The organism is Sphaerisporangium sp. NPDC088356 (assembly GCF_040685555.1).
Taxonomy (GTDB): domain Bacteria; phylum Actinomycetota; class Actinomycetes; order Streptosporangiales; family Streptosporangiaceae; genus Sphaerisporangium.
Window position 1 is genome coordinate 1 of sequence record NZ_JBFBIK010000025.1, and the last position, 26087, is coordinate 26087.

Here is a 26087-nt window from a genome sequence, read left to right on the forward strand (position 1 = left end):
CCCCCGTGCTGAACCGCACGGGGGCCTTCGCACGCTTGTACGGACTCATGGCTGGCCGTCAGGGGGTGACGGGCGCACCGGTGTCCTGCCAGACGTTGTTCTTCCACACGTTCCCCGAGGCGCCCATGTCGAAGTGGGCGACGGCCCCGAGCTCGCCACACTTGGAGTTGAGCGAGCGGCTGAAGACGTTGTTCTGGACCACCACGTTGGTCGTCGGGTTCGACCTGCCTGATCCGCCGTAGAGACAGTAGCCTCCACCGCTGAGCAAGTTGTCCTCGACCGTCACGTTATTGATGGGCCCGAGGTCGGCGTCGATCATGATGGCGCTGGTCTGGTCCTCGGGGTTACTCACCGTGTTGTGCCGGATGATCAGCTTTCCGGTCGTGGCGTCGGTCTGAATGCCGTCCACGTGGTCACCGGGATACGACTTGAGGTCGTGGACCCAGTTTCCCTCGATGAGGCCCTCGCCGCTCACGATGCCGTCGGTGACATCGTGGATGTCGTTGTTCCGCACAGTGATCATACCGTTGCCGATGTTCTTGACCCCGACGCTGAGCTGGCTCGACCCCTTGCCGGCGATCTCGCAGTTCTCGATCTTCAAGCCGGTGTGGCCGTTCCGTAGCTGGATGCCCCAGTAGCCGCCGGTGATGACCCGGCAGTTGCGGATGGTCACGTTGTCGGCGTAGACATCCACGCTGTCCGCGAAGTCCATGCCGTCCAGGACCGCGCCGTCCTCCCGGATCTCGCCGCCCTTGTGGCTCTTCAGCGCGGTGCCGTCCGGTCCGGTGGTAGAGGCCCCCGGCCAGGCGCCCGCTGGCGGTGGGGGTGCCACGGTCGGCTGGTTGGTCGGATCCGCAGTGAGCGACGGCTTCGGCGTGGACGGCTTGGGAGTCGGCGTCGGGGTGACCGGCTTCGGAGTCGGCGTCTGGCTACTCGTTGGGGTGGTGCTTGGCTGTGAGGTCACCGTGGCCGAGGTGCTCGGCTTCGGAGTGACGTCGGTGCCTCCGGACGGCTGCCCTGACACGGTGACCTCGGGCGTCGGCGTGGCGGGGCTCTCCGGCTTGGGCGACGTCGTGGGCGTGGCCGTGAAGCCACCCGTAGGAGTCTCCGACGGCTGGGGGACATTGCGGCGTTCCCGGTGCCTGAAGATGACGTCGACCCAGTAGCTGACCCGTGCCCGGTGCCGGTGGGACGGGAAGGCGGCCTTCGCGGAGGGGGCGAACACGCCGGCCTCGGCGGTCAGCGGGCCGACCGTGACGGGATCGGCCAGGGCTCCGGGAGCGGCGACGTACCCGCCGTTCTGCGTGTGGTACGAGACGGTGTAGGTGCGGCCGGCGACGATCGGCACCGGCTCGGAGAACAGCGCCTGCTGCCATCCGCTGCGCGTCTCGCCGGTGAAGGTCACCTTGGCGAGCAGCTTCTTGTCGGAGTCCCAGAGGCTTCCGCGGTGCGCGCCACGCTCGGAGGCGGGCTTGTAGAACCGTACGCCGGCAACCTCGCCATTACGGCTCGCCGTGAAGCGCGTGCCGAGCTCCAGCGGCGTGTGCTCGGACTGCGCCTTGCCCTTCACAGCCTTCTGCGACTTCCACAGGCTGGACTCGAGCGTCACCTCGGCCGAGACGGGCGCGGCGTTCGCGGTCTGGGCGGGAGACGACTCCCGGTTGACGACCACTACCGTTACGGTTGCCCCCAACAACGCGGCAGCGGCCAGCAACGACACCCGTCCCACCATGGGGAACCGAGGCCCAGCGGATCGAGCTTCGGCGGACGCCGGTCGACGCCGTGCGCGCCGCCTGTCCGCATGCCGGGAACTGCTCACTGGCACAAGCCTCCACCTCCGGCACTTGCGGGCGCCGGACTCCGATCATGTTTCAGTGCGAGGCTATTGTTGCGGTTGGGAAACGATGACACAACCTGAATCCCGTTTTTATCCTCCAATCCGCTGCAATAGGCATGAAGAAAGGGGATTACGGCGTCAGGATTGCTTGTTACAGGTAAGCCTTAAATCGTGGTATAGAGCAGAAGATCCTTAGGCGAACTCCTTCACCGGTTCCGCTGCCCGGGCGACTACCGGCGCATCGCGAGTGTCACAGGCTCGCGTCTCCAGGCCCGCCTACCTGCTCATGGAGCTTTCCACCGATTCACGCAGGTGGGTGTAGTACGCGAGGCAGTCGTCGTAGCGGGGTAGCAAGCCCTTGTCCTTGGCCTCGGCCAGCGTGGGAGCCACGGCGTCCTTCGCCGAGAGCAGCGGCTCGACCCCCTCGGGCCAGGCGATGCCCAGCTCCGGATCGAGGGGATGGATCCCGTGCTCTCTGGCCGGTGTGTATGGCTCGGAGCACAAATAGACGACCGCGGCCTGCTCACTGAGCGCCATGAACGCGTGGCCCAGCCCCTCGCCCACGTAGACGCCCTTGCGCGTGCGGTCGTCGAGCAGGACCGAGTGCCACCGGCCGAACGTCGGCGACCCCGTCCTGATGTCCACCACCACGTCGAGCACCGCGCCGCTCACGCACGTGATGAACTTCGCCTGGCTCGGCGGCACGTCCGCGAAGTGCACCCCTCGCACCGTGCCCTTGCGCGAGATCGAGCAGTTGGCCTGGGCGAGCCGGAGCGAATGACCGGCCACCCCTGCGAGGTCGTCCTGCCGATACCACTCCAGGAACGTTCCTCTGTCGTCACCGTGAATGGCCGGTCTGAACACGTAAGCGCCTTCGATACCCATAGAATCCACGGCCACAGCGTGCCACAAACCACCGCCGGAGGCGCCGCGTTGGAACGTGACCGTCAGGGTGTAAGACCGACCTTGCCCTCGGTGACCCGCTCGTACGCCGCGTCCCGGATCGCGATGACGTGCCGGGCTGGCGAGGGGCGCGAGCCGAGGAAGCCGGGCTCGTCGAAACGGCTCACCTCGTGCAGCAGACCGGCCTTCGGCTCGTAGAAGAAGAACCGGTACCCCGCCTGATGCAGCTTGGCGTACCACGGCAGGGATGCCAGTCCGATGAGCAGGATGAGGACATCCGCGCGTCCCTCCGAGAGGTACGGCTCAGCCCCGGCGAGCACCTCGGGCTCGTGGCCCGCCACATTGACCTTGAGCACGTCGATGTGATCCAAGCCCAGCTCCCGGCATGCTCCCGGCAAGGTCTCCACGCGCACCCGCTCACCCCTGCCAGCACCGTCCGTGTCCGTGGACCCGGACCTGGTGACAGCCGAGAGCCCGCTGACGTAGGTCACGTCGGCCGTGGCGAAGACCGCCTCACCCACCTGATCGGAGAGCGCCATCGCGTGTACGCTCATCCGGTCGGCGACCCCATTGAGCTCGGCGTTGCGCGCCAGCGCCGCCACGTTGCCCGCGCTGGGCTCGAAGGCGTGCACGCGCACGTCGGCGGACCGCGCGCAGAAGATCGAGAACTGGCCTATGGCCGCGCCGACGTCCACGACCGTCCACCCGGGCCTCAGCACGCGGGTCAGGAAGTCGTACTCCGGGTCGATCACGTCTCCGAAGACCACCAGCAACGGGACGGTCTGGCTGGGGTGCCGATAGCGGAGCCGTACCCCAGAGCGCCGCAACGTCACCTCGGTCGTGCGCGGCCCGCGCAGCCGCAGCGCCCCGTATCGGGCCAGCCCACGGAGCGCCTGCGGCAGACCGACCGCGCCGACCCCCCACCTGAGCTTGGCGATCCCGTTGCGGACGCGATCCGCGACCATCATGCCTCTCCCGTTCCCGTCCGGTGACCCGCCTGCTGTCCCGGTTGACGTTCCACATGGTGTCCCGGTTGACGCTCTGACTCGTGTCCCGGCTGGCGGGAGCTTTCGTCGCGCAGCCACGTCAAGTAGTCGCCTCGCCGCACGGCACGGCGCGCCCTGGCCTTGGCCAGTAGCGCCACGGCCGCGAAGAGGACGACCTTCGGGGCCAGCGCCGGCTCGGCTCGCAGCAGTCGTACCAGGTCGGACAGGCCCGTGCGCGGAGCGGCCGGCATGTCGTCGCGCCCCTCGACCTCGGTGACGCTGGTCACGGCGCGCACCCTCCGCCGCATGAGGTCGGCGAAGGTGCGGGGCGGGCGGATGCCCACCCGTGCCTCGGGCACGACAGCCCGCTCGGACACCGAGAACGCGATGGACGCGGCCAGGTCGTCGGCCATCACCGACGGCAGCGCCGCCAGCCGCTCGCAGCCCTGGGCGTCGACCGCGATCACGCCCCGGCCGAAGAGCCCGTCACGGACCGAGGGAAGCCGGGTCCAGACGTCGTAGTACCAGCTGACCGGCCAGGAAACGTTCACCAGGTCAAGAGCACGCTCGGGTGCGGCGGCATGCGTCCCGGATCGTTCCAACGCGGCGGCGAGCACGCGTACGCCGGCCGCCGTCAGCTCCACGTCGGCGTCGACGTACAGCCGGGGAAAGCCGGATGCGGCCTCATCGCCCAGACGCAGCGCGGCCGCCTTGGACGGGACGGGGGTCTCCAGCACGGTGACGTCGGCGCCGAACCCCGAGGCGACCGAGGCGGTGGCGTCGGTGCAGCCGTTGGCGACGACGACGATCGAGAACTCGCCGGGATCCGCACCGTCGAGGAGCCCGCGCAGAAGGCGGCCGATGACCGCGGCCTCGTTGTGCGCGGGAACAACGAGAGTCGCGACTGGGAGTGGCATGCGGCCGATTATGGGCCTTCGAGCGGGCATGTGACCACAGGAAGCCGAAAGCGTGGATATCTCGCTTTCCAGTTGACAATCCGTGGCGAGGAACGGTCATAAGCGAATACGTCGCTAAATCGTCGTCGGCACTTTAAAGTGAGCTGTCCGATCGACGGCTGACCAGGTGGGTGGACTCGTTGACGGTTCCCGTTTCCTCCGGCGCGACCACGTCGCTGACGGCCACCCGGCTGCCCTCGCTGACCGGACTGCGGTGGATCGCGGCCTTCGCGGTCTTCGGCTTTCACATCCACAGCGATCCCATGACCTCCTCCCCGGATGCGCGCGAGGTGCTACGCGTCCTGTTCCGGACAGGAGCTGTCGGCGTCTCGTTCTTCTTCATCCTCTCCGGCCTGGTGCTCACCTGGTCGGCACGACCAGGTGACAGCCCGCGCGCGTTCTGGCGGCGGCGAGCGGCCCGCGTCATGCCGAACCACGTGGTCACCTGGGTGGGTGTTCTGGCGATCCTGGCGATGACACACAAGGCCGTCGGGGCGGCTCCGGCGCTCAGCGGCCTCTTTCTGGTGCAAAGCTGGATCCCCGACCCGGTCTTCTACTTCGGCGGAAACACCCCGGCCTGGTCACTCGCCTGCGAGGCCGCCTTCTACGCGGCCTTTCCGCTGCTGCTGCCGCTGCTCCGGCGCGTGCCCGCGCGACGGCTGTGGGCCCTCGCCTCGGCCCTCGCCATGGCGATCTGGTGCGTACCGCTGCTGGCCCTTCCCCTGCCTGACCCCATCGCGTACTGGTTCGTATGGGTGTTCCCGGTCACCCGCGCACTGGAGTTCTGCCTGGGCATGACCGTGGCGCTGATGGTCCGCGAAGGGCGGTGGCGCGGCCCGGGACTAGTCGTGTCGGGGGCGGTCGTCCTTGGCGCCTACTTCGCCGTCCCGCTCCTGGCCCAGCGCTGGCAGTGGGTCGCCGGCACCGCCGTGCCGCTCGCTCTCCTCCTGGCAGCGGCCGCCCGCTCTGACCTCCGGGGATCCCGGACGGTGTTCGCCTCCCCCGCGTTCATCTGGCTCGGCGAGATCTCCTTCGCCTTCTACCTGGTCCACCAGCCGGTGATCCGCCTCGGCACCGGCCTCATCGGCAAGGACCAACCAGCCCCCGTCCTCGCCGCCACCTTCGCAGGGACGCTCGGCGTCGCGGTACTCGCGGCGTGGGTGCTCTACCGGCTCGTCGAGCGGCCCATGGAACGGCGCCTGAGCCGTCCGTCACGCCCGAAGACAGGCCCGTCACACCCTGACTCTCAGCAACCGCTGCCCTCACGATCCCCGGTCACGTAAACCACAGAGGCAACATTGGCGTCTTTTGGATGGTTCCACGCTTCAGCGTGCACCTCACCGAGGGTCAACATTCGTAACATCCACGTTGGAGCGTCATGATTTGGCACAAAGCCGCGCGCTCATCCAAGTACGCCATCGCCGCGGCGGTGGTCAGCCTTGCCGCTCTTCTGTCGGCGCCGACGCCCCCCGCCGTAGCCGCAGGTCCCTGTGACGCGGGCGGAAACGCGGTCACCTGTGAGAACAGTCTGACCGGCAACCCGTCCACCGAGTGGGAGACCGACTCGAGAGGGACGGTCGAAGGTTACGCCGACCAGATGAGCGTCAACCTCGGCCAGACCGTGAACTTCAAGATCCGGTCCAGCGCCCTGGCTCTCAGGGTCGACATCTACCGGATCGGCTACTACCAGGGGAACGGCGCCCGCAAGATCACCTCGGTGCCCGCCACGGCCTCGGCCGCGCGGACGCAGCCGAGCTGTCCGGAGAACACCACCACCGGCATGGTGGAGTGCAACTGGGCCACCGTCTCGAGCTGGACCGTTCCGACAACGATGGTCTCGGGCGTCTACTTCGCCCACGTCGTGCGCACCGACACCGACGACGACACCCACGTCGTCTTCGTGGTCCGCGACGACTCGCGTCAGTCCGACATCCTGTTCAAAACCTCGGACACGACGTGGCAGGCGTACAACTCCTGGGGCGACGTGCAGGCGACTGAGGACAACCCCAACAAGGCGGTGAACAGCTTCTACCGGGGGGACAGCGTGGCCGCCGCCGGGCGTGCCGTGAAGCTGAGCTACAACCGGCCGTTCAACACCCGGGGGTCGACCCCGTGGGGCCGTGACTTCGTGTGGGCCAACGAGTACCCCATGATCCGCTTCTTGGAGTCGAACGGGTACGACGTGTCGTACATCGCGACCCTCGACGCGGCTAGGACCCCGAACCTCCTGCTCGGCCACAAGGTCGTGCTGTCGGTCGGCCACGACGAATACTGGTCGGGCGAGGAGCGCACGGCGTTCGAGAACGCGCGCGACCACGGGGTGAACCTGGGATTCTTCAGCGGCAACGAGGTCTACTGGAAGACCCGCTGGGAGAACAACTACCGCACCTTGGTCACCTATAAGGAGACGCACGCCAACGCCAAGATCGATCCGACGCCCAACGTCTGGACGGGAACCTGGCGTGACCCGAGGTTCAGCCCGCCCGCCGACGGCGGCCGTCCTGAGAACGCCCTCACCGGCACCTTGTTCACGGTGAACTGCACGACGTCCAACGACGGCTGCGCGGCCATTCCGCTGACCGTGCCCGCGGCCGACGGCAAGATGCGCTTCTGGCGCGGCACTTCGGTCGCCAATCAGGTCTCCGGCTCTGTGAGCATCCCCGGCGTCGTCGGCTACGAGTGGGATGAGGACATCGACAACGGCTTCCGGCCCAAGGGTCTAGTGCCGCTGTCCACCACCACGGCGACGGCCGAGCAGGTGCTCGTCGACTACGGCACCAACGTGGACGTGAAGAGCGCCACCCACCGCATGACCATGTACCGCGCGGCGAGCGGCGCGCTGGTCTTCGGTGCCGGGACCGTGCAGTGGACCTGGGGGCTCGACGCTCAGCACGATAGCTACAACCAGACCGACTACACCGACTCCCGGATCAAACAGGCCACCGTGAACCTGTTCGCCGACATGGGCGTGCAGCCTAAGTCCTTGCAGGCGGGGCTGAACGCGGCAACCAAGTCGACCGACACCACGGCGCCCACCGCGACGATCGGCGTGCCCGCCACGAACGCCACCGTGAACAACGGATCCACCGTCACCGTCAGCGGCACGGCCGCCGACACGGGCGGGCAGGTCGGCGCGGTGGAGGTCTCCAGCGACGGCGGCACCACCTGGCACCCCGCCACCGGGCGCACCACCTGGACCTACTCATGGAAGGTCAGCGGTGTCGGAGCGACCACGCTCAAGGCCCGCTCGGTCGACGACAGCGGCAACGTCGGCGTCGAGGCGACCAAGAGCGTCACTGTCGACTGCCCGTGCAGTCTGTTCGGCTCCTCCACGGTTCCCGCGAACCCGTCGGAGAACGACAACAGCGCGGTGGAGCTCGGTGTGCGGTTCCATTCGGCCGTCAACGGCTACCTGACCGGAGTCAAGTTCTTCAAGGGCACGGGCAACTCCGGCACCCACACCGGCACGTTGTGGAAGACCGACGGCACAGCCCTGGCCACCGGAACCTTCACCGGGGAGACCAGCACCGGTTGGCAGACGCTGACCTTCGCCTCACCGGTGTTCATCACAGCCAACACCGACTACATCGCCTCCTACTACGCCCCGAACGGCCACTACGCCGGTGACGGGAATTACTACCGCTACCAGGCGAAGACGAACGCCCCTCTGACCGCACCGCAGGCCACCGAGGTCGCGGGGAACGGCGTCTACCGGGTGGGCGCGGGCTTCCCCAACCAGACGTACAACGGCGGCAACTACTACGTGGACGTCGTCTTCACCATTAACGACATCTACCCGCCGGCTCCCACGTCGGCGGTTCCCCTGCCCGGCTCCTCCAGCGTGCCCACCACGGTCCAGCCCAAGGTGACCTTCGGCGAGCCCGTACAGGCCGGCACCGCGACCTTCACGCTGAAGGACTCCACGAACGCCAACGTCGTCGGCACGGCGTCTCTCGACCCCACCCGCACCTCGCTCACGTTCGTGCCCACCGCGCCGCTCGCTCCCGGTGAGCGGTTCACCGTCGTGGTCTCCGGGGCGAAGGACGACGCGAACAACACGATGGCGCAGCCGTACACCTTCTCCTTCACCACCGCGAAGACCTGGACGGCCGGCGTCTGCCCCTGCAGTCTGTGGGCGGACGTGACCGTCCCCTCCGAGCCGAGCGCCAACGACAGCGGCGCACTGGAGGTGGGCGTGAAGTTCCAGGCGAACGTTGACGGCTTCATCGAAGGCGTCCGTTTCTACAAGGGCACCGGCAACACGGGAACGCACACCGGAACCCTGTGGTCGTCGACCGGTCAGGAGTTGGCCACGGCCACCTTCACCGACGAATCGACCCTTGGCTGGCAGGAAGTGCACTTCGCCAACCCCGTGCCGGTCACCAAGAACACCACCTACGTCGCGTCCTACCATGCGCCGAACGGCCACTACGGGGCGACCTCGAACGGGCTCGCCTCGGCGGTGACCGCGTCCCCGCTCCAGGCCCTGGCCAGCGGCCAGAGCGGCGGCAACGGCGTGTACAAGTACGGCGCGCGCGCGTATCCGACGGACTCGTGGGGGGCGACCAACTACTGGGTGGACGTGGTGTTCAGCAAGCTGGCCGACACCACGGCGCCGTACGTCACGCTCAAGTCTCCCGACCACGGAGGCACAGGCGTGGCCACCGGTACCGCGGTGACAGCGACATTCAGCGAGCCGATCCAAGACAACACCGCCGTGATCACGGTGAAGAACGCCGCCAACCAGACGGTGGCAGGCACCCGGTCGCTCAACCAGGCCGGAACGCTGCTCACCTTCACGCCGGACAACGCCCTGGCGCAGAACACCGTGTACACCGTCACGGTCTCCGGGGCGAAGGACGACGCGAACAACACGATGACACCCACGTCGTGGTCGTTCACCACCGGAGGCGCGACGAGCTGCCCGTGTTCCATATTCGCGAGCAACGCGACCCCGGCCAACCCGTCGAACAACGACTCCAGCTCAGTCGAGTTGGGCCTGAAGTTCACAGCCGAAATGGATGGCACCATCACGGGGGTCCGGTTCTACAAGAGCGCCGAGAACACGGGCACCCACACGGGGAACCTGTGGAGCGCGACCGGCACCCTCCTGGCGACAGGCACGTTCGCCAACGAGACGGCCTCCGGCTGGCAGACACTGACGTTCAGCACGCCTGTCAGCGTCACGGCGGGCCAGATATACGTGGCGTCCTACCATGCGCCGCAGGGACACTACGCGGGCGACACCGGATTCTTCAACTCCGGAGCTTACGACAACTCCCCGCTGCGCGCCCTCGTCAACAATGGTGCGGGAGGTGGCAACGGCGTCTACGGGTACGGCGTGTCGTCCGGCTTCCCGACCTCCAGCTACAACGGCGACAACTACTGGGTGGACGTACTTTTCACCCCCGGGAGCTGACGCCGTAATCGATCTGCGACCAGAGGCTTCATCTGCCCGCGGTTCGATATCCATCCTCCCGTGACCAGCCGCGCCCAGGTGCAGCTGGTCACCTTGTGAACGAAAGGAGACCTGCGTGACGTCGATCGGCCTTGCCGTGATCGGTGCCGGCTACTGGGGCCCGAACCTGGTGCGCAACGCGATGGCCACACCGGAGCTACGTCTTTCGTGGCTGTGCGACCTTGACAAGGACCGGGCGAAGGCGGTGCTCGGCCACTACACCACGGTAAAGGCGACCAGCTCGATCGAGCAGGTGCTCAACGACCCGGCAGTGGAAGCGATAGCGATCGCCACCCCGGCGCGAACCCATTTCGACCTGGTTCGCGCCGCCCTGGAAGCGGGCAAGCACGTCCTGGTGGAGAAACCGCTGACCCCGACCTTCGACGAGGGCGCCAAGCTGGTCGCCCTCGCCGAGGAGCGGGAGCGGGTGCTCATGCTCGACCACACCTTCTGCTACACGCCGGTCGTCCGTAAGATCCGCGACCTCATCGCGTCCGGCGATCTCGGGGACGTGCAATTCGTCGACTCGGTGCGCATCAACCTCGGTCTGGTCCAGCCCGACGTGGACGTGCTGTGGGACCTCGCGCCCCATGACCTGTCGATTCTCGACTTCGTACTGGCCGAGGACGTCACCCCGGTCGCGGTGGCGGCACATACCTCCGACCCGATCGGGGCGGGACGGCCGTGCCTGGCCTACCTGACGCTCTGGCTGTCGTCGGGGGCGATCGCCCACATCCACGTGAACTGGCTCAGCCCGACCAAGATCCGTACGACCGTGATCGGCGGGTCCCGCCGCACGATCGTGTGGGACGACGTCAATCCCGCCCAGCGCCTCGCGATTTACGACCGGGGAGTGGACCTGGCGTCCGCAGGCGCGGACGAGCGCCGCGCGGCCCTTATCTCCTACCGGACCGGTGACGTCGTCGTACCGGCTCTGCCGGAGCGCGAGGCGCTGCGGGGGGTGATGGCGGAGTTCGCCGCCTCCATTCAGGAGCGACGGGCGCCCCTCACCGACGGCCGCTCGGGACTCCGGGTGCTCGCCCTGCTCGAGGCCGCCGGCCGCAGCATCGACAATGACGGCAAGAGAATCGAACTTGGGGGAGCCACCCGATGATCAAAAACAGTCGCTGTCTCGTCACGGGGGGAGCGGGCACGATCGGCTCGACGATCGTGGACCAGCTTCTCGACGGCGGAGCGGCCGAGGTAGTCGTGCTGGACAACTTCGTCCGCGGCCACCGGGCCAACTTGGCGGGCGCCTTCGCCGCACACGGCGACAAGCTGAAGGTCGTGGAGGGCGACATCCGCGACCGCGACCTGGTCCGGTCGGCCGTCCAGGGCATGGATGTGGTCTTCCACCAAGCCGCCATTCGCATCACCCAGTGCGTAGAGGAGCCGCGGCTGGCACTCGAGGTCCTCGTCGACGGCACCTACGAGGTCGTGGAAGCCGCGGCCGACGCGGGCGTGCGCAAGGTGGTCGCCGCGTCCTCGGCGTCGGTGTATGGCCTCGCCACCGAGTTCCCCACCCGTGAGGACCATCACCCGTACGACAACGACACCCTGTACGGAGCGGCCAAGACGTTCAACGAGGGCCTGCTTCGCAGCTTCCACGCCATGCGCGGGCTCGACTACGTGGTGTTGCGCTACTTCAACGTCTACGGCCCCCGAATGGACATCCATGGCGTCTACACCGAGGTGCTGATCCGCTGGATGGAGCGCATCGAGACCGGACAGCCGCCGCTCATCCTCGGCGACGGGCTGCAGACCATGGACTTCATCTACACCGGGGACATCGCCCGAGCCAACCTACTGGCGGCGGCGAGTGACGCGACCGACCAGGTCTTCAACATCGCCAGTTCCACGGAGACCAACCTGCGGGAGCTGGCTGAGACGCTGATGTCGGCCATGGGCGTCACGGGCCTCGGCCTGGAGTACGGCCCAGCCCGCGCGGCCACGAACGTGACCCGCCGGCTGGCCGATGTGGGCGCCGCGGCCGAGAGCCTCGGCTGGAAGGCCGAGGTCGACCTCGAAGAGGGACTGCGCCGTCTGGTGGCCTGGTGGCGCGCGGAACGGCAGGCCGACACGGCGCGACACGGCAGCGCATGAACGCACTGCTCGTCTATGCGGGCGGGACCGCCTATGACGGCGTCAGGGGCACCGACCAGCAGATGGCGGACCGGCTGAGCAGGCTGGTCGACGTGCTCTACGTCGACCCGCCCGCTTCCATGCTCAGGCGGGCGGGCGGCAGCCCCTTGACCAGTGAGCTCACCACGATCCGGCCAGGGCTCTGGCGGCTCACCCCCGCCGCTCCCCCAGCGGCCCACCGTACGGGCGTCAACCAGGTCACAGCGGCGCTGGCACGCCGGGCCGTCCGCCGTACGGCCCGCACGCTCGGACGCCGGATCACCGCCGTGATCGTCTCCGGCACCACCGACATCCTGGGTGTCTCCTCCGGCGCCCGCACGCTGCACTACATCACCGACGACCTGAGCGCCGGGGCGTCGCTGCTCGGCATGGCCGCCGGGCAGCTCGAACGCATCGGGACGCGGATGTCGACCCGGGCGGACCGGGTCGCGGTCGTCTCGCCTGACCTGGTGGAACGCGCCAAGTCCCTCGGTAGGGACGCGACGCTGGTGCCGAACGGGTGCGACAGCGATGCCTGCGCGGACGTGGACACGTCCCCATGGCCCGACGATCTGCCCTCCGAGCTCGCCAGCACGCCCGTCGCCGGGTTCGTCGGGCACATCAACGGGCGCATCGACCTGTCGCTGCTGGAGGCCGTCGCCGACGGGGGTCATCCGCTGGTGCTCGTCGGCCCTCGTTCCGAGGGGTACGAACCCGAGCGTTTCCCCGCGCTGGTGAACCGGCCAGGAGTTCACTGGGTCGGGCGCAAGCCGTACGAGACCATGCGGTCGTATCTGCGGGTGATCGACGTGGGGCTCACGCCATACGCCGACAGTGCCTTCAACCGGGCGAGCTTCCCGCTGAAGACCTTGGAGTACCTCGCCGCCGGGCGGGGGGTGGTCTCGACGGACCTGCCCGCGACTCGGTGGCTCGGCGCCGGGGAGCTGATCAGGACGGTTTCCCCTGGAGAGGCACGGGAGGTTCCGAAAGCGTTCGCCGCGGCGGTCACGGCCGAACTGGCCGCGCCCCGGACCGACGCCCTGGCGAGCCGCCGCCGGGAGTTCGCGGCGCTGCACGACTGGAATGAGCGGGTCCGCGTGATCGCGAAGCTGCTCGACATCGATTCGACGTCGCAGACGTCAAGGGAGGTGGCCGGGTAATGATCCCGGTGATGCGGCCGTGGTTCGGGCCTGAGGAGCAGGCGGCGGTGGCAGAGGTGATCGCCTCGGGCTGGGTCGCGCAGGGACCGCGGGTCGCGGAGTTCGAGCGCGGTTTCGCCGAGCTGGTCCAGGCGGAGTACGGCGTCGCCGTCTCGTCGTGCACCACGGCGCTGCACCTGTCCCTCGTGCTCGCCGGCATCGGCGCAGGCGCCGAGGTCATCGTGCCGTCGTTGTCGTTCATCGCAACCGCCAACGTGGTACGCCACGCGGGCGCGGAACCGGTGTTCGCCGACATTGATCCGGCGACCGGCAACCTGACCGCCAAGACCATCGACGCCGTACTGTCCCCGCGAACTCGGGCGGTGATCCTCGTCCACCAGGCCGGGGTGCCCGCCGACGTCGACGAGGTCCGGGCGGCCCACCCGGATCTGGTCATCATCGAGGACGCGGCCTGCGCGGCGGGTTCGACGTACAAGGACCGCCCGGTGGGTGCGGGGGCGCAGCTCGCCGCCTGGTCCTTCCACCCGCGCAAGTTGCTGACCGCCGGCGAGGGCGGCATGATCACTCTGGCGGACGCCGAGCTGGCCGCACGAGCCAGACGGCTTCGCGAGCACGGCATGAGCGTCAGCGCCGCTGACCGGCACGCCAAGGGCATCACCACCCCGGAGCAATACCTCGAGGTTGGCTTCAACTACCGGATGACCGACCTCCAGGCGGCGGTCGGGCTGGTACAGCTGGGCAGGCTCGGCGAGATGATCGAACGCCGGCGCGCCCTGGCCACCCGGTACCACCAGCTGCTCGGCGACATGCCTGGACTTCGTATGGTCGCCGATCCCGAGCACGGCACGACCAACTACCAGTCGTTCTGGGTCGCGCTGCCGGATGACTTCCCCATCGGCCGCGACGCCCTGATGGCCTTCCTGTCCGACCGGGGCGTGTCGGCCCGGCGCGGGATCATGGCATCCCACCTGGAACCGGCCTACGCCGGCATGTCCAACGCCGAACTGCCGGCCACGGAGTGGCTGACCGCCAACTCGCTGATCCTTCCCCTGTTCCACACCATGACCGAGGCGGAGCAGGACCAGGTGGTCGAGGCGATGCGCGCGGCGGGGCGAGTCGCATGACACGCCGCATCCTGGTCTACCCGCACTCGATGGAGGTCGGCGGCAGCCAGCTCAACGCCGTCGAGCTGGCCGCCGCCGTGCAGAAGCTGGGTCACGAGGTGACCGTGATCAGCGAGCCCGGGCCGCTGGTGCGCAACGTGACCGACGCCGGTCTGGAGCACATCGAGCTCGATATGCACCGGCGCCGCCCATCACGGACCACTATCCGCCGCCTGCGGTCTCTCGTCGAGTCCCGGCGGATCGACGTCGTCCATGGCTACGAGTGGCCGCCCGGCGTCGAGGCGTACTACACGGCCGTGGGCGGTATGGGGGCGGGGGCGAGAGGGCGGGGCCCGGCCACGGCCGTCTGCACGATCATGTCGCTGGTGGTCGCGCCCTTCCTGCCACCGTCGCTGACCCTGGTGGTCGGCACGCGGGAAATTCAGGAGCGAGCCGCGCCACACCATCGCCGGGTTCACCTGATCGAGCCCCCTGTGGACGTCACCGCCAACGCCCCTGGCCACCCTGTGGATGACTTCCGCGAGAAGTACGACCTCTCTCCAGGACCGATGGACATCGTGGTGGTCTGCCGGCTGGTGCCCGAGCTGAAACTCGAAGGCATACTGACCGCGATCGACACGGTGGGCCGCCTGGCCGCCGACCTCGACCTGCGGCTGATCGTGGTGGGTGACGGCACGGCCCGCGCGCAGGTCGAGGAGCATGCCGCGGCCGCCAATGCGGCTGCGGGCCGCCGGGTAGTGGTGCTGACCGGTGAACTCACCGACCCTCGCCCCGCCTACGCGGCCGCCATGGTCTGCCTGGGCATGGGTGGTTCCGCGTTGCGCTCCCTGGCCTTCGCCAAACCCCTCATCGTCCAGGGCGAACGCGGCTTCTTCGAGTTGCTCACCCCTGACAGCGAGCCGCTCTTCCTCAGCCGCGGCTGGTACGACCTGGGCGCCGGGCGCGAGGAAGGCCCCGCCCGGTTCGAGGCGGCGGTGCGCAAGCTTTACGGCGACCCTGAGCTCCGTGCCAAGCTCGGCGATCACGGCAGGGCACTGGTGGTCGACCGGTTCAGCTTGGAGGGCGCCGCCCGGGTCCAGGTGCAGATCTACGAGCAGGCGATCATCGAGCGCCCCTCCGCGCGAGACGCCATCGGCACCGCGCAGGGTGTCGCGGCCCACAAGCTACGCCGCCGCTACCAGCGGCTGCGCGGCACGCAAGCGCGCGACGACTTCAACGCGGTCGCCAGGGAGCGCGGGTGACAGGTCCACCGGCGACCTCCTCCTCCGCGGAGGGAGGCGGAGGCGTGAGGCCGGACACCTCCCCTGAACCCGGCGAGATCGCCGGACCGGGCGACGAAGCCACGGGGCCGGGCATGCCCGTTGAGGCCTCGCTGAAGGCGAAGGCCCGGCGAGCCCTGGGCTGGAGCCTGATCAGCACTATCAGCGCGAGATTCGGCACGCTTGCCATAGGCATCGTGCTCGCGCGCGTGCTCGGCCCCATGGAGTTCGGCACATTCGCCGTGGCGCTGGTGGCGTTGCTGGCCATGCTCAGCATCAACGAGCTGGGGGTCAGCCTGGCGATCGTACGCTGGCCGGACGATCCGCGGCGTATCATCCCCACCGTCACCACGCTGGCCACGGCCTCCAGCCTGATCATTTGCATCGCCGTTTTCAGCGTGGCGCCCGCGTTCGCCGAGGCCATGGGAAACCCCGCCGCGACCGGCCCCATACGAATACTCGCGCTCAGCGTGCTCATCAACGGGGTCGTCTCCACCTCGGCCGCGCTCATGCAGCGGGAGTTCATGCAGGGCCGCAAGGCGATCGTGGATCAGGTCGACAGCTGGCTCGGCGCGGTCATCTCACTCGTCCTCGCCCTCCTCGGGTGGGGGGCGATGAGCCTGGCGGTCGGCCGGGTGTGCGGTTCGCTGGCGGGCGGCACGCTGTGCGTGGTGTTCGCCCCGCACCGGCTCCGCTTCGGGTTCGACAGGGAGGTGATCCGGCGGCTCCTGCGGTTCGGGTTACCGCTGGCCGGTTCGTCGCTAGTGGTCTTCGCAGCCGGATATATCGACCAGATCCTCGTCGGTCACCTGCTGGGCCCGGTCGCCTTGGGCTTCTACGTGCTGGCCTTCAACCTGTCCGGGTGGCCGATCGCCGTGTTCTCCCAGCCGGTGCGCGCCGTGGCCCCGGCTGCCTTCGCCCGCCTCCAGCATGACAGGCCGAGGTTGAACCGCGCCTTCCTCACCACCGCGGGACTGCTGGTAGGGCTCACCGCACCTGTCTGCCTGCTGCTCAGCGGGAGCGCACCGGCGCTGATCAGATTCGTGTACGGCGCGGAGTGGCAGCCGGCCGCGGACGTGCTCGCCTGGCTCGGGGTGTTCGCCAGCCTGCGCATCCTGTCAGAGCTCATGTACGACTACCTAGTGGTGCTCGAGCGCTCCCGTGCTGTGTTCGCCATCCAGGTGCTGTGGCTCTGCGCGCTCGCGCCGGCGGTCTACACGGGCATCCAGGTGGCCGGGCTGCGGGGAGCACCGATCGCACTGGTCGCGGTCTCCACGGCGGTGGTGATTCCGGCTTATCTGTTCCAACTGGGCCGTACGGGGGTGGGTGCTGGGCGGCTGCTCGGCGCATTCCTCCCCGGAGCGCTCACAGCCCTCGCGGTGTACGGCGTGGCGACACTGGCCGTAGACCTGATCCCGCTCGATCTGCTCGCCCTGGCCGTCGCCGGCCTGGCGGGAGTCGGCGCGGCGGTGCTGTACGCGTACCGCAACCGGCAGGTTCTGCGAAACATCCGGGAGGCGACGTGAGCACGACCCCGCAAGCCACGCGAAGCATAGGCCGCGCGGCATGACCCCTCTGCTCATCGTCGGAGCCGGCGGGTTCGCCCGCGAGACCGCGCAGGCCGTGGAGGCGATCAACGACATCTCCCCCACCTGGGAGTTGCTCGGCTACCTGGACGACGATCCCGGCAAGCACGGCACCGTCCTGGACGGCGTGCCCGTACTGGGCGGCTCCGACGAGGCACTGAAGCGCGACGACGCGCGGATCGTGGTGTGCACGGGTAACTCCCGCGACTACGCCAGCCGCGCGCGCATCGTCGCCCGTTTCGGCCTGCCGCCGGAGCGGTACGCGACCCTGGTCCATCCCGGCGCGAGCGTGTCCCGGTCGTCCACGATCGGCCCTGGATCGGTCGTGCTGGCCCAGGTGGTGCTGACCGCATCGGTCACGGTGGGGGCGCACGTGAGCGTGATGCCCCACGTGACGCTCACCCACGACGACGTGGTCGGCGACTACGTCACGCTGGCCGCGGGCGCCCGGCTGGCCGGGGGCGTCCACGTCGGGCGGGGCGCCTACATCGGCTCCGGCGCCCTCGTGCGCGAGACCCTCACGATCGGCTCCTACGCCCTCGTCGGCATGGGCTCCGTGGTCCTCCGGGACGTCCCGGCCCGCCAGGTCTGGGCTGGCGTGCCCGCCCGTTTTATCCGTACAAGCACCGTTGATGATGGAGCACGCACATGATCCCGTTCGTCGATCTGAAAGCCGCCCATGCCGAGGTGGCCGAGGAGGTGCTCCAGGGCTTCGACCGGGTGCTCCAGAACACCGCCTTCGTCCAGGGGCCCGACGTCGCCGCCTTCGAGGAGGAGTTCGCGGCCTTCTCCGGCGTGCCGCACTGCGTGGGTGTGGGCAACGGCACCGACGCCATCGAGCTGGCCCTGCGCGCGTACGACCTGCCGCCCGGCTCGGGGGCCGTGCTGCCCGCCAACACGTTCGTCGCCACCGCCGAGGCCGTCGTACGGGCCGGCCTGCGACCGATCCTGGCCGACTGCGACGACGACCACCTCCTGCTCGACCCCGAGTCCGCGGCCACCGCCGCGGGCCCCGGCACGGCGGCGATCCTCCCGGTCCACCTGTACGGCCAGCAGGCCCCCATGGCCGCCGTGCACGGGCTCGCGGAGCGGCACGGCCTCGCCGTCGTCGAGGACGCCGCGCAGTCCCAGGGCGCGGACCAGGCGGGACGTCCGCCGGTCGGCCTGGCCGCGACGAGCTTCTACCCGGGCAAGAACCTCGGCGCGTACGGCGAGGCGGGGGCCGTGCTCACCTCCTCACCTGAGCCGGCCCGCGCGATCCGGCTGCTGACCAGCCACGGCAGCGAGGTCAAGTACCAGCACGAGACGCTCGGCTTCAACTCCCGGCTGGACACCCTCCAGGCGGTGGTGCTCCGTGCCAAGCTCAAGCGCCTGGCACGGTGGAACGAGCTGCGCCGCGCGGCGGCCGGCCGCTACGAGACGCTCCTGTCCGACATCGACGGGGTACGGCTGCCGCGCACGGCGCCGGGCAACGTCCATGTCTGGCACCTGTACGTCATCCGGGTGCCCGAGCGCGACAAGGTGCTGGCCGGCCTCCAGGAGGCCGGGGTGCAGGCCCAGATCCACTACCCGGTGCCGGTCCACCTCCAGCCGGCGTTCCGCCACCTCGGCCACGGCCCCGGCGACTTCCCGGTGACCGAGAAGGCGGCGAACGAGATCCTCTCGCTCCCCATGCACCCCCACCTGACCCCCGCCCAACAGGAACAGGTCGCCGAAACCCTCGCCAAGATCCTCAGCCGTCTCTGACCCTCAAACGGGACGAACCAGCATGCCCCATACGCGTCGGTTGGGATCCGACTCGGGAAGTCATGGCTGCGCTCCTCGATGCTCTGCTGAGTGGCCTGATCTCTCTGGCCAGCACCAGGGTCACTCAACGATCAAGTCGTGTCCTGGAGCATGAGGAAAGCTCATCGCTCACGGGAGAGTTCTCTACCTCGAGGTGCTCGAGGCGATCTGCCGGGACAGCGTGAGATGACTCCAGCCCTCAGCCGCTCTACGATCAGCGAACCGTACGATCCATGGTTTTGCGCGTAGCACCTCATTTCCCCGGCCGGTCACGCGGACTCACCGAGAGGCCGTGGAACATCTGCTCCGTCACCGGGGAACGGACCCTGGAGGTCACGTGCGAGCTGCGGATCGCTCCACGCGACAGCAGTGGATCGCCAGGAGATCAGCGCCCGGCTGAAGGGCACCAGTTCCCCCGTATCCGCTCCTGCGACCAAGTGACCGAGCAGCTCACGCACACAGGAATGGCGCTCCATCTCGGGCAACCAGGTGGTCCACGGCAGCTCTTCGGCGAGCACCTCCTCGGCGAGATCGCCGTTACGCCGGGCAAGGATCGCCAAGGCGCGAGCCGCGATGCGCAGGGTGGCGACGCCTGCTTCGAAGCGCTCGGCGCGCATCAGGATGAGGTTCTCGTCATCCCTACGCTCCAGAACGACGTCCGCGTCATCGAGTGACGGCAGCACCAGAGACGGCCCACGCAGGAAGGCACTGTACGGGAAGCTCTTCGTCGTCATGACTTTCATGCTATCTGAACTACTGCAGATCGGTGCTGCGCGCCATTGGGTCCAGGGTCTGGCACTCCAACCGCTGCTTCCTCCAGACCCGCCGGACCCGCCACCCGCTGGCGGCAGTCATCGAGGCCCCTTCCAAGAAAGGCCTAACTACGGGCGCCCGGGCGAGCCTTGGAAGGGGAGTGGCGGCAGGTCAGTGGCGGCCGGAGGCGAGACCGGGTGGGGCTGCGGCGAGGGCCTTCTGGATGGCTTCCACCAGGGCGAGGGCCGACTCCTCGGTGAGCTCGACCGCCACCCGGGCCGAGGGGCCCTCGGCCGGGTTGGTGAAGTCGATGTTCACCGTGTGCTCATGGCAGGCGTGGAAGGGGTGGTCGACGTAGACCAGGCCCTCCCTGACCGTGAACCAGCCGTTGCCGCCCTTGCCGGCGCCGTCGAGCTCGATCTTCTCGGTGAGGTAGGTGCACACGCTGATCTCTCCTGTCAGGCGCTGAGGTGACGGCCGTAGAAGTCGAAGATCTTCTTCCAGCCCTCCGTCGCGGCGGCCGGGCGGTAGGCGGGCCGGTCGACGGAGAAGAACGCGTGCCCCGCGTCCGCGAAGGTGTGGAACTCGTGGTCCTTGCCCAGCTTCTCCAGCTCGGCGGCCAGCACCGCGACCTCCTCCGGCCCCGGATAGGAGTCCTGCTCGCCGAACAGCCCGAGCAGCGGGCAGGACAGGTCGGGGGCCTTGGAGATCAGCGAAGAGACCTTGAGCGGGAACTCCGCGGGCGGGTCGTTGACCACGAAGGCGCCGTAGCAGTCGACCGCCGCGTCGATCTGGAGCGAGCAGGCCGCCAGGAACGACTGCCGCCCGCCCGAGCAGTAGCCGATCACGCCGATCTTGCCGTTGGCGTGGTCGAGCGAGTTGAGGTACGCCGCGGCCCCGGCGACGTCGCCGACGAGCTGCTCGTCCGCGATACCGCCCTTCGCCCGCGCGGCGGCGGCCTGGTCGTCGGGGCTGACCCCGGCGCCCTCCCGCGAGTAGAGGTTCGGGCAGAGCGCCGCGTACCCGTTGGCCGCGAACTTCCGGGCGATCTCCTTGGTCGCCTCGTCGTACCCGGGCATGTGGTGGATGACCACCACGCCGCCGCGCGGCCCGTCGCCGAGTGGCCGGGCCAGGTAGGCCTCCAGCTCGGCCCCCTCGTGACCCGTGACGGTGACGGTGCCTGCCCACATCGCGTCGTTCATATGCGTGCCTCCTTGTGCTCCGAAGGAGCTTGTTCTGTATAGGTGTAGCGGCCGCCGCGCAGGGCGGAGGCCGCGGCGGCGATGGTGGCCATCACCGCGGCGCTGATGAACACGGTCACCAGCCCATGGTGGAACGGACCGGAGATCAGCTCCGGGAAGAACTGCTTCCCGGTGAGGACCGCCACGTCGTGTGCCGGCAGCGTGCTCAGCACGCCGGTCGAGGAGAGCAGGTGGCCGATCGGGTTGTCGCCGAGGAAGGCCGCGAACAGCGTGCTCACCGGCGGTAGGCCCGCCACGTGGGCGGCGGCCGAGGCTGGCACGCCGTGGCTCTCCAGGCCCGAGGCGAGGGCCCCGGGCAACGTACCGGACAGTCCGGCGACCATGAGAGAGAAGAAGACGCCGATGGAAAGGGCGCTGCCGGAGTTCTGGAAGGTCGCGCGCATCCCCGAGGCGACCCCGCGCCGGCCGGGCGGCACGCTGCTCATGATGGAGGAGGTGTTCGGCGCCGAGAACATCCCCATGCCGATGCCACAGGCCAGCAGCAGCAGGGCGAACGGCGGGTAGTCGAAGCGCACGGGCAGCAGCACGAGCCCGACGAAGGACAGCGCGGTGATCATCAGTCCGCCGGTGGCGAAGGCCCGCGAGCCGTACCGGTCGGACAGGTGGCCGGAGAGCGGTCCGGCGATCAGGAAGCCCACGGTCAGCGGGAGGATGTAGATGCCCGCCCACAGCGGGGTGTCCTCGAAGTCGTACCCGCGCAGCGGCAGCCAGATGCCCTGCAGCCAGATGATCAGCATGAACTGCAGCCCGCCCCGCGAGATCGACGTCAGCAGCGTGGCGAGGTTGCCGGCCATGAACGACCTGATCCGCATCAGCCGCAGGTCCAGCATGGGCTCGGCGACCTTGGTCTCGACCACGCAGAAGATCACGAGCGCCAGGATCCCCGCGCCCAGCCCCCCGAGGACCATGGGGTTGCCCCAGCCGGTCGGCTTCCCTCCGTACGGCTGGATGCCGTAGGTGATCGCGGCGAGGATCGCGGTGGTGCCCGCCACGAACGTCAGGTTGCCCGCCCAGTCGACGCGGGCCCTCTTGGGGGTGCCGACCTCGCGCAGGCTACGGTACGACCAGATGGTGCCGAGGACGCCGAAGGGAACGCTCACCCAGAACACGGCGCGCCAGTCGATCACGGCCAGCAACCCGCCCGCGACCAGCCCGAGGAACTGCCCGGCCAGCGCGGTGACCTGGTTGACGCCGAGCGCCATGCCCCGCTGCGAGGCCGGGAAAGCGTCGGTCAGGATGGCGGCGGAGTTGGCGGTGAGCATCGCGCCCCCGAAGGCCTGGACGAATCGCCAGCCGATCAGCCAGAGCGCTCCGCCGCTCTTGGTGAAGGGGTCCACCGACAACGCCAGCGACGCGACGCTGAAGATCGCGAAGCCGAGGTTGTACAGGCGGACCCTGCCGAACATGTCACCCAGGCGGCCGAGCGCCACCACCAGCACGGCCTGCACCAGCAGGTAGCCGAGGATCATCCACAGTAGGTAGCTGATGTTCCCCGGAGCCAGCGGGTCGAGGCCGATCCCCCGGAAGATCGCCGGAAGCGAGATGATCACGATGGACGCGTCCAGCGTGGCCATCAGCACGCCCAAAGTGGTGTTCGACAGCGCGATCCACTTGTAGCGGTCGCCGGCCACTACAGGCAGCGGGAGTGGAGGCGTGCGGTCCCGCTCCGGCGGCCCTGGGCCGCGCTGGATCGTTCAGGCGCCATCTGCCTCACTCCTGTCCATGATGTCGTTGAGCAGCCTGGCCGCCTCGCGCAGCCGAGAGGTGTCCTCGTCGGTGAGTTCCTCGATGGCGGTGACCAGCCACCGGGCCCGCCGGGCGCGCTGCTCGGCGATGACCGTCTGCCCGCCCGGAGTGACCGACCAGAGGATCTGGCGCCGGTCATGCGGATCGGGCGCGCGCTCCACCAGCCCCTGCTCGTGCAGGGCCGCCAGGGTGACCGCCATCGACTGCGGCGTGATGTGCTCGGCGGCCGCGAGGGCGCTCGCCGTCATGGGACCGCCGCGCCGGAGCCACCCGAGCGCCGTCACGTGCTGGTACGGCATGCCCGACTCGCGCCGGAGGCGGCGCACCACCCTTCCGAGCGCCGTTCGCAACTCCTCGGCCACCGTCTCCGCATGCGCTTGCCCAACCACGTCCACCAGAGTACACAGTTCAACTTAACAGTTGAACTGCCGATATTTCTGGCAGAGGGCATCCCGATCCGTTCCACCAGAGGTGATCCGGCTAGACGCCCTGCTCGTACGTCTCGCGCGCCGGCTGGGTCTGGAGGCGCCACAGGGCACCGCAGCAGCCGAGGATCAGGAACATCACGTTGGTGATCATAGGGAAGCCGAAGGCGTCGAAGGTGCCGAAGCCGAAGATCGCGACTGCTGACGACGCGGCGAGGCACTGGGCGAGGTGCCGGGTCGCCTCATCGGTCGCCACCCGCCGGGCTCTGCGCGCCAGCGACCATCCGGTCAGCAGGAACACGATCAGCGCCAGCACACCGACGAGACCGGTGTCCAGCGCCGACATGAGGTACTGGTTGTCGATCACGCGATATACGCGCGGCAAATAGGTATTGAATCCTTGCCCGAAGATCGGGCGTTCCGACACCGCTTTGACCACGGCGTCGTAGTCGCCGGTGCGGGTGGTGGAGCTTTCGTCCGAGCCGATCACGGAGACGAGGTTCATCACTGTGCCTATAAGACCGGGGATCATCAACCGCATCACGATCGAGCCGGCACCGAAGATCAGCAGCGCCCGCAGACGCCACTCGGCCCGCCACGTCGGGAGCAGCACCAGCATGACGATGAACAAGCCGAGGATCGCGGAGCGCGACACGCTCATCGGCAGCACGCCGGCGATCAGCGCCACCATCAGCCACCGGTTCCTGCGACGCTTGGGATCAACACAGTAGAGCGCCCCGTGCAGGGCGAGCGGTAGAACGGCCGCCAGGGTCACACCCAGTTCGATGGGATGAGTGGCGGTGCCAGCCGGCCGAAAGAAGCCGTCGCGCTCGAACAACACGGCCGAGCTGTTCTCTACGAGGCCGGGAAGAGCGAGGTATTTGGTGATCTCGATGCCGGTAAAGAACTGGATCATGGCGACCAGCGCGGCGAACGACGCTCCCATCACCAGACGGTGGCGGAGAGTCTCCAGTCTGGCCATGCTGCCGATTCCGTCAGCGGTGACCAGCGCGACTCCGGCCCACCCGGCGACCAGCACCAGGCCCAGGTCCGCGACGTTCAACTCTTCCGCCGACAGCGGCCTTGTCATGGCCGCCACATAGCTTGCGACGACCGCCATGCAGAAGAACATGATCACCGGCCGGACCGGCTGCCGGCCACGGATCGGTGTCCACCGCGGGGAGAGCGTGGACATCAGATACCAGACCAACAAAAGCACGGCCCCTATCGACGCCGGCATTCCGGCCGCACCCAGGGGGCCCACCACATAGCGAGCCGGCATCACGAACAAGACGACCAGGAAGAACGTCATGATCGTCACCGGATCGACGCCTGCCTTGGGCAGCTTGGACCGGCGTTCAGGCGGCCGGCGGGTGGGGGGGTTGACCCGCTCGGCCTCCGACGTGCTGCTCACCGACCTGGCCTGGTGGGGTCGAACACGACGTACGGCTCGTCGTCGGAGTCACCCCCGCCGGAGGAGAGCGCCCCGGGGGCCTGCCGTGAACGCCGCCCGGGCTTGGAGTCGGACTCCTGCCCGGAGGACTGCGCCGGCTGCCTCGTGCCGTTGCCCGCCGGCTCCCTCGGCGGGGACACGGAGCCCGAAGGAGGGGCGCCTCTCGGACGGTCCTTGTCGTCGGACCAGACATAGAGGTCGTCCTCGACCTTGACGGCCGGAAGAGGGGCGGTGTAGCCCTCTTCGATGTGCTGCTGGTTCGCCCAGGGGTCGCGGGGTTCGGGAGGCGACCCGTGCTTCGAGGGGGAGGGCCGCCGGTCGTAGATGCGCGGCTCGGGCGGCTCGATGGGCCTCGGAGCCCGCGCGGGCGGTCTGCTGCGCGGCACGGTGCCGTTCGCGGGACGCGGAGGGGCTCCACCGGCGGAACGTGCCATGCGCTGCTGGTGAGGGGGGCCCGCCGGAGGCTGCCCCGCCCTGGCGGTCACCAGGTCGGGCTGGCCCTGCCGGCGGCGCTTCTGGGCCAGCGACTCAAGGAACAACGGGACGCCAACAGTGAGCAGCATGCCGGCGGCAAAGATGATCACGAGCGTCCGGATCTTCTTCTCGGGCGTTAGCTCCGCCTTGTCGGTCGACGTCACCAACTCGGCCCGGATTGTGGCGTCAGGCAGGATCGCAGACTTCCGCTGCATCTCGGTCAGCCGGTCCTGGCTCAGCGTCGCAAGGGTCTCCATCGTGGCCTGGGCGACCTTCGGGTCGGCACCTGTGGCGGTGATGTCGAGCAGCGGTCCCCGGGAGTCCTGGGCGAGGCCCACGGTGAAATCGGCCGTTTTGCCCTCGTCCTTGAGCTTCTGGAGCGTCCGCTCGTCACTCATGCCTCGGGAGATGACCTCGGCCGTAATGGTCAGCGACCCGTCGAACGCCAGCCAGGGGTTGCCTCCCACCGGCTGAGAGCCCTTCCTCGACGACAGGAAGACCACGGTGGCCTTGGATTCGTACTGCCAGGGGATCGCGATGAGCGCCCCCACCGTCGCCGCGATCGTGACAGCGAGCAGCGCCACCGTCACTGGCCAGCGCCGGAGCAGCGCGCGCAGCGAATCAAGCAGGTCCATTGTGTCCCTTCACCCCCGCCCGGCCGGCCACATCTGTGATTCCCACCCCGCCGAGCCGCCGAGATAGGACGCCCGAGTACCTCGGCCCGTTGTCATCGCCCTCAAGTGTTTCCTGTGAGTGCCTTCTTTACCAGGCCCGTCCTAAAACTCCATACGCCTGTGCC

21 protein-coding genes are annotated in these 26087 nt (G+C 68.7%); 10 read left to right on the plus strand and 11 right to left on the minus strand.

Translation table 11 applies throughout. The features are described from left to right. Nucleotides 1-58 precede the first annotated feature (58 nt). The 4 genes from AB0O34_RS12385 to AB0O34_RS12400 form a co-directional block, all read right to left on the minus strand. On the minus strand, nt 59-1720 hold the full coding sequence (locus tag AB0O34_RS12385) for a DUF4082 domain-containing protein (protein ID WP_363915416.1): 1662 nt from the start codon (nt 1718-1720) through the stop codon (nt 59-61). 393 nt (nt 1721-2113) lie between these two features. After that, a complete protein-coding gene (gene rfbC, locus AB0O34_RS12390) occupies nt 2114-2722 on the minus strand; it encodes a dTDP-4-dehydrorhamnose 3,5-epimerase (protein WP_363915417.1) in 609 nt (202 codons plus the stop codon). A 62-nt stretch (nt 2723-2784) separates the two neighbouring features. Continuing rightward, on the minus strand, nt 2785-3708 hold the full coding sequence (locus AB0O34_RS12395) for an FkbM family methyltransferase (RefSeq protein WP_363915418.1): 924 nt from the start codon (nt 3706-3708) through the stop codon (nt 2785-2787). Next, nucleotides 3705-4643, minus strand: coding sequence for a glycosyltransferase (locus AB0O34_RS12400; protein ID WP_363915419.1), 939 nt, complete (start codon nt 4641-4643; stop codon nt 3705-3707). Before AB0O34_RS12400 ends, AB0O34_RS12395 begins: the two co-directional genes overlap by 4 nt. A gap of 179 nt (nt 4644-4822) precedes the next feature. Here AB0O34_RS12400 and AB0O34_RS12405 point away from each other — a divergent pair, with 179 nt between their 5' ends. The 10 genes from AB0O34_RS12405 (at nt 4823) to AB0O34_RS12450 (ending at nt 19136) form a co-directional block, all read left to right on the plus strand. Beyond that, on the plus strand, nt 4823-5965 hold the full coding sequence (locus AB0O34_RS12405; protein ID WP_363915420.1) for an acyltransferase: 1143 nt from the start codon (nt 4823-4825) through the stop codon (nt 5963-5965). Between the two features lie 95 nt (nt 5966-6060). Beyond that, complete coding sequence (locus AB0O34_RS12410) at nt 6061-10101, plus strand: DUF4082 domain-containing protein (protein ID WP_363915421.1); 4041 nt, start codon at nt 6061-6063, stop codon at nt 10099-10101. Between the two features lie 115 nt (nt 10102-10216). Next, nucleotides 10217-11254, plus strand: a complete 1038-nt coding sequence (locus AB0O34_RS12415; protein ID WP_363915422.1) for a Gfo/Idh/MocA family oxidoreductase — start codon at nt 10217-10219, stop codon at nt 11252-11254. Beyond that, nucleotides 11251-12243 carry an NAD-dependent epimerase/dehydratase family protein gene (locus AB0O34_RS12420; RefSeq protein ID WP_363915423.1) on the plus strand — a complete coding sequence of 331 codons (993 nt, stop codon included), beginning with the start codon at nt 11251-11253 and terminating at the stop codon, nt 12241-12243. The genes AB0O34_RS12415 and AB0O34_RS12420 overlap by 4 nt, the downstream gene beginning before the upstream one ends. Continuing rightward, a complete protein-coding gene (locus tag AB0O34_RS12425; RefSeq protein WP_363915424.1) occupies nt 12240-13421 on the plus strand; it encodes a glycosyltransferase in 1182 nt (393 codons plus the stop codon). The genes AB0O34_RS12420 and AB0O34_RS12425 overlap by 4 nt, the downstream gene beginning before the upstream one ends. After that, entirely contained in the window at nt 13421-14545 is a 1125-nt protein-coding gene (locus AB0O34_RS12430) for a DegT/DnrJ/EryC1/StrS family aminotransferase (protein WP_363915425.1), read from the plus strand. The genes AB0O34_RS12425 and AB0O34_RS12430 overlap by 1 nt, the downstream gene beginning before the upstream one ends. Beyond that, entirely contained in the window at nt 14542-15786 is a 1245-nt protein-coding gene (locus AB0O34_RS12435; protein WP_363915426.1) for a glycosyltransferase family 4 protein, read from the plus strand. The genes AB0O34_RS12430 and AB0O34_RS12435 overlap by 4 nt, the downstream gene beginning before the upstream one ends. Beyond that, the gene (locus AB0O34_RS12440) at nt 15783-17330 is read left to right on the plus strand and encodes a lipopolysaccharide biosynthesis protein (RefSeq protein WP_363915427.1); all 1548 of its coding nucleotides are present in this window, start codon (nt 15783-15785) and stop codon (nt 17328-17330) included. Before AB0O34_RS12435 ends, AB0O34_RS12440 begins: the two co-directional genes overlap by 4 nt. A 40-nt stretch (nt 17331-17370) precedes the next feature. Beyond that, a complete protein-coding gene (locus AB0O34_RS12445; RefSeq protein WP_363915428.1) occupies nt 17371-18042 on the plus strand; it encodes an acetyltransferase in 672 nt (223 codons plus the stop codon). Next, nucleotides 18039-19136 (plus strand): DegT/DnrJ/EryC1/StrS aminotransferase family protein, encoded by a 1098-nt coding sequence (locus tag AB0O34_RS12450; protein WP_363915429.1) that lies wholly within the window; start codon nt 18039-18041, stop codon nt 19134-19136. The genes AB0O34_RS12445 and AB0O34_RS12450 overlap by 4 nt, the downstream gene beginning before the upstream one ends. A gap of 308 nt (nt 19137-19444) precedes the next feature. Here AB0O34_RS12450 and AB0O34_RS12455 read toward each other — a convergent pair whose 3' ends face one another. The 7 genes from AB0O34_RS12455 to AB0O34_RS12485 all read right to left on the minus strand — a co-directional run bounded on the left by AB0O34_RS12455 (nt 19445) and on the right by AB0O34_RS12485 (nt 25923). Continuing rightward, the gene (locus AB0O34_RS12455; RefSeq protein ID WP_363915430.1) at nt 19445-19909 is read right to left on the minus strand and encodes a hypothetical protein; all 465 of its coding nucleotides are present in this window, start codon (nt 19907-19909) and stop codon (nt 19445-19447) included. Nucleotides 19910-20099: 190 nt separating this feature from the next. Then, the gene (locus AB0O34_RS12460; RefSeq protein WP_363915431.1) at nt 20100-20372 is read right to left on the minus strand and encodes a DUF6295 family protein; all 273 of its coding nucleotides are present in this window, start codon (nt 20370-20372) and stop codon (nt 20100-20102) included. Between the two features lie 14 nt (nt 20373-20386). Continuing rightward, entirely contained in the window at nt 20387-21130 is a 744-nt protein-coding gene (locus tag AB0O34_RS12465; RefSeq protein ID WP_363915432.1) for a dienelactone hydrolase family protein, read from the minus strand. Then, entirely contained in the window at nt 21127-22821 is a 1695-nt protein-coding gene (locus AB0O34_RS12470; protein WP_363915433.1) for an MFS transporter, read from the minus strand. The genes AB0O34_RS12465 and AB0O34_RS12470 overlap by 4 nt, the downstream gene beginning before the upstream one ends. Before the next feature lie 63 nt (nt 22822-22884). Then, nucleotides 22885-23331, minus strand: coding sequence for a MarR family winged helix-turn-helix transcriptional regulator (locus AB0O34_RS12475; protein ID WP_363915434.1), 447 nt, complete (start codon nt 23329-23331; stop codon nt 22885-22887). Between the two features lie 85 nt (nt 23332-23416). Beyond that, a complete protein-coding gene (locus AB0O34_RS12480; RefSeq protein WP_363915435.1) occupies nt 23417-24775 on the minus strand; it encodes an O-antigen ligase family protein in 1359 nt (452 codons plus the stop codon). Next, nucleotides 24772-25923: a hypothetical protein gene (locus tag AB0O34_RS12485; protein WP_363915436.1), complete on the minus strand. Its 1152-nt coding sequence runs from the start codon at nt 25921-25923 to the stop codon at nt 24772-24774. The genes AB0O34_RS12480 and AB0O34_RS12485 overlap by 4 nt, the downstream gene beginning before the upstream one ends. Nucleotides 25924-26087: the final 164 nt, after the last annotated feature.

Bases quoted from the DNA above. Each gene is read 5' to 3' on its own strand.
- AB0O34_RS12425 (WP_363915424.1), top strand. From the start codon at position 12,240: ATGAACGCACTGCTCGTCTATGCGGGCGGGACCGCCTATGACGGCGTC.
- AB0O34_RS12435 (WP_363915426.1), top strand. From the start codon at position 14,542: ATGACACGCCGCATCCTGGTCTACCCGCACTCGATGGAGGTCGGCGGC.
- AB0O34_RS12420 (WP_363915423.1), top strand. From the start codon at position 11,251: ATGATCAAAAACAGTCGCTGTCTCGTCACGGGGGGAGCGGGCACGATC.
- AB0O34_RS12400 (WP_363915419.1), bottom strand. From the start codon at position 4,643: ATGCCACTCCCAGTCGCGACTCTCGTTGTTCCCGCGCACAACGAGGCC.
- AB0O34_RS12465 (WP_363915432.1), bottom strand. From the start codon at position 21,130: ATGAACGACGCGATGTGGGCAGGCACCGTCACCGTCACGGGTCACGAG.
- AB0O34_RS12430 (WP_363915425.1), top strand. From the start codon at position 13,421: ATGATCCCGGTGATGCGGCCGTGGTTCGGGCCTGAGGAGCAGGCGGCG.
- AB0O34_RS12485 (WP_363915436.1), bottom strand. From the start codon at position 25,923: ATGGACCTGCTTGATTCGCTGCGCGCGCTGCTCCGGCGCTGGCCAGTG.
- AB0O34_RS12455 (WP_363915430.1), bottom strand. From the start codon at position 19,909: ATGACGACGAAGAGCTTCCCGTACAGTGCCTTCCTGCGTGGGCCGTCT.
- AB0O34_RS12450 (WP_363915429.1), top strand. From the start codon at position 18,039: ATGATCCCGTTCGTCGATCTGAAAGCCGCCCATGCCGAGGTGGCCGAG.
- rfbC (WP_363915417.1), bottom strand. From the start codon at position 2,722: ATGGGTATCGAAGGCGCTTACGTGTTCAGACCGGCCATTCACGGTGAC.
- AB0O34_RS12395 (WP_363915418.1), bottom strand. From the start codon at position 3,708: ATGATGGTCGCGGATCGCGTCCGCAACGGGATCGCCAAGCTCAGGTGG.
- AB0O34_RS12445 (WP_363915428.1), top strand. From the start codon at position 17,371: ATGACCCCTCTGCTCATCGTCGGAGCCGGCGGGTTCGCCCGCGAGACC.
- AB0O34_RS12410 (WP_363915421.1), top strand. From the start codon at position 6,061: ATGATTTGGCACAAAGCCGCGCGCTCATCCAAGTACGCCATCGCCGCG.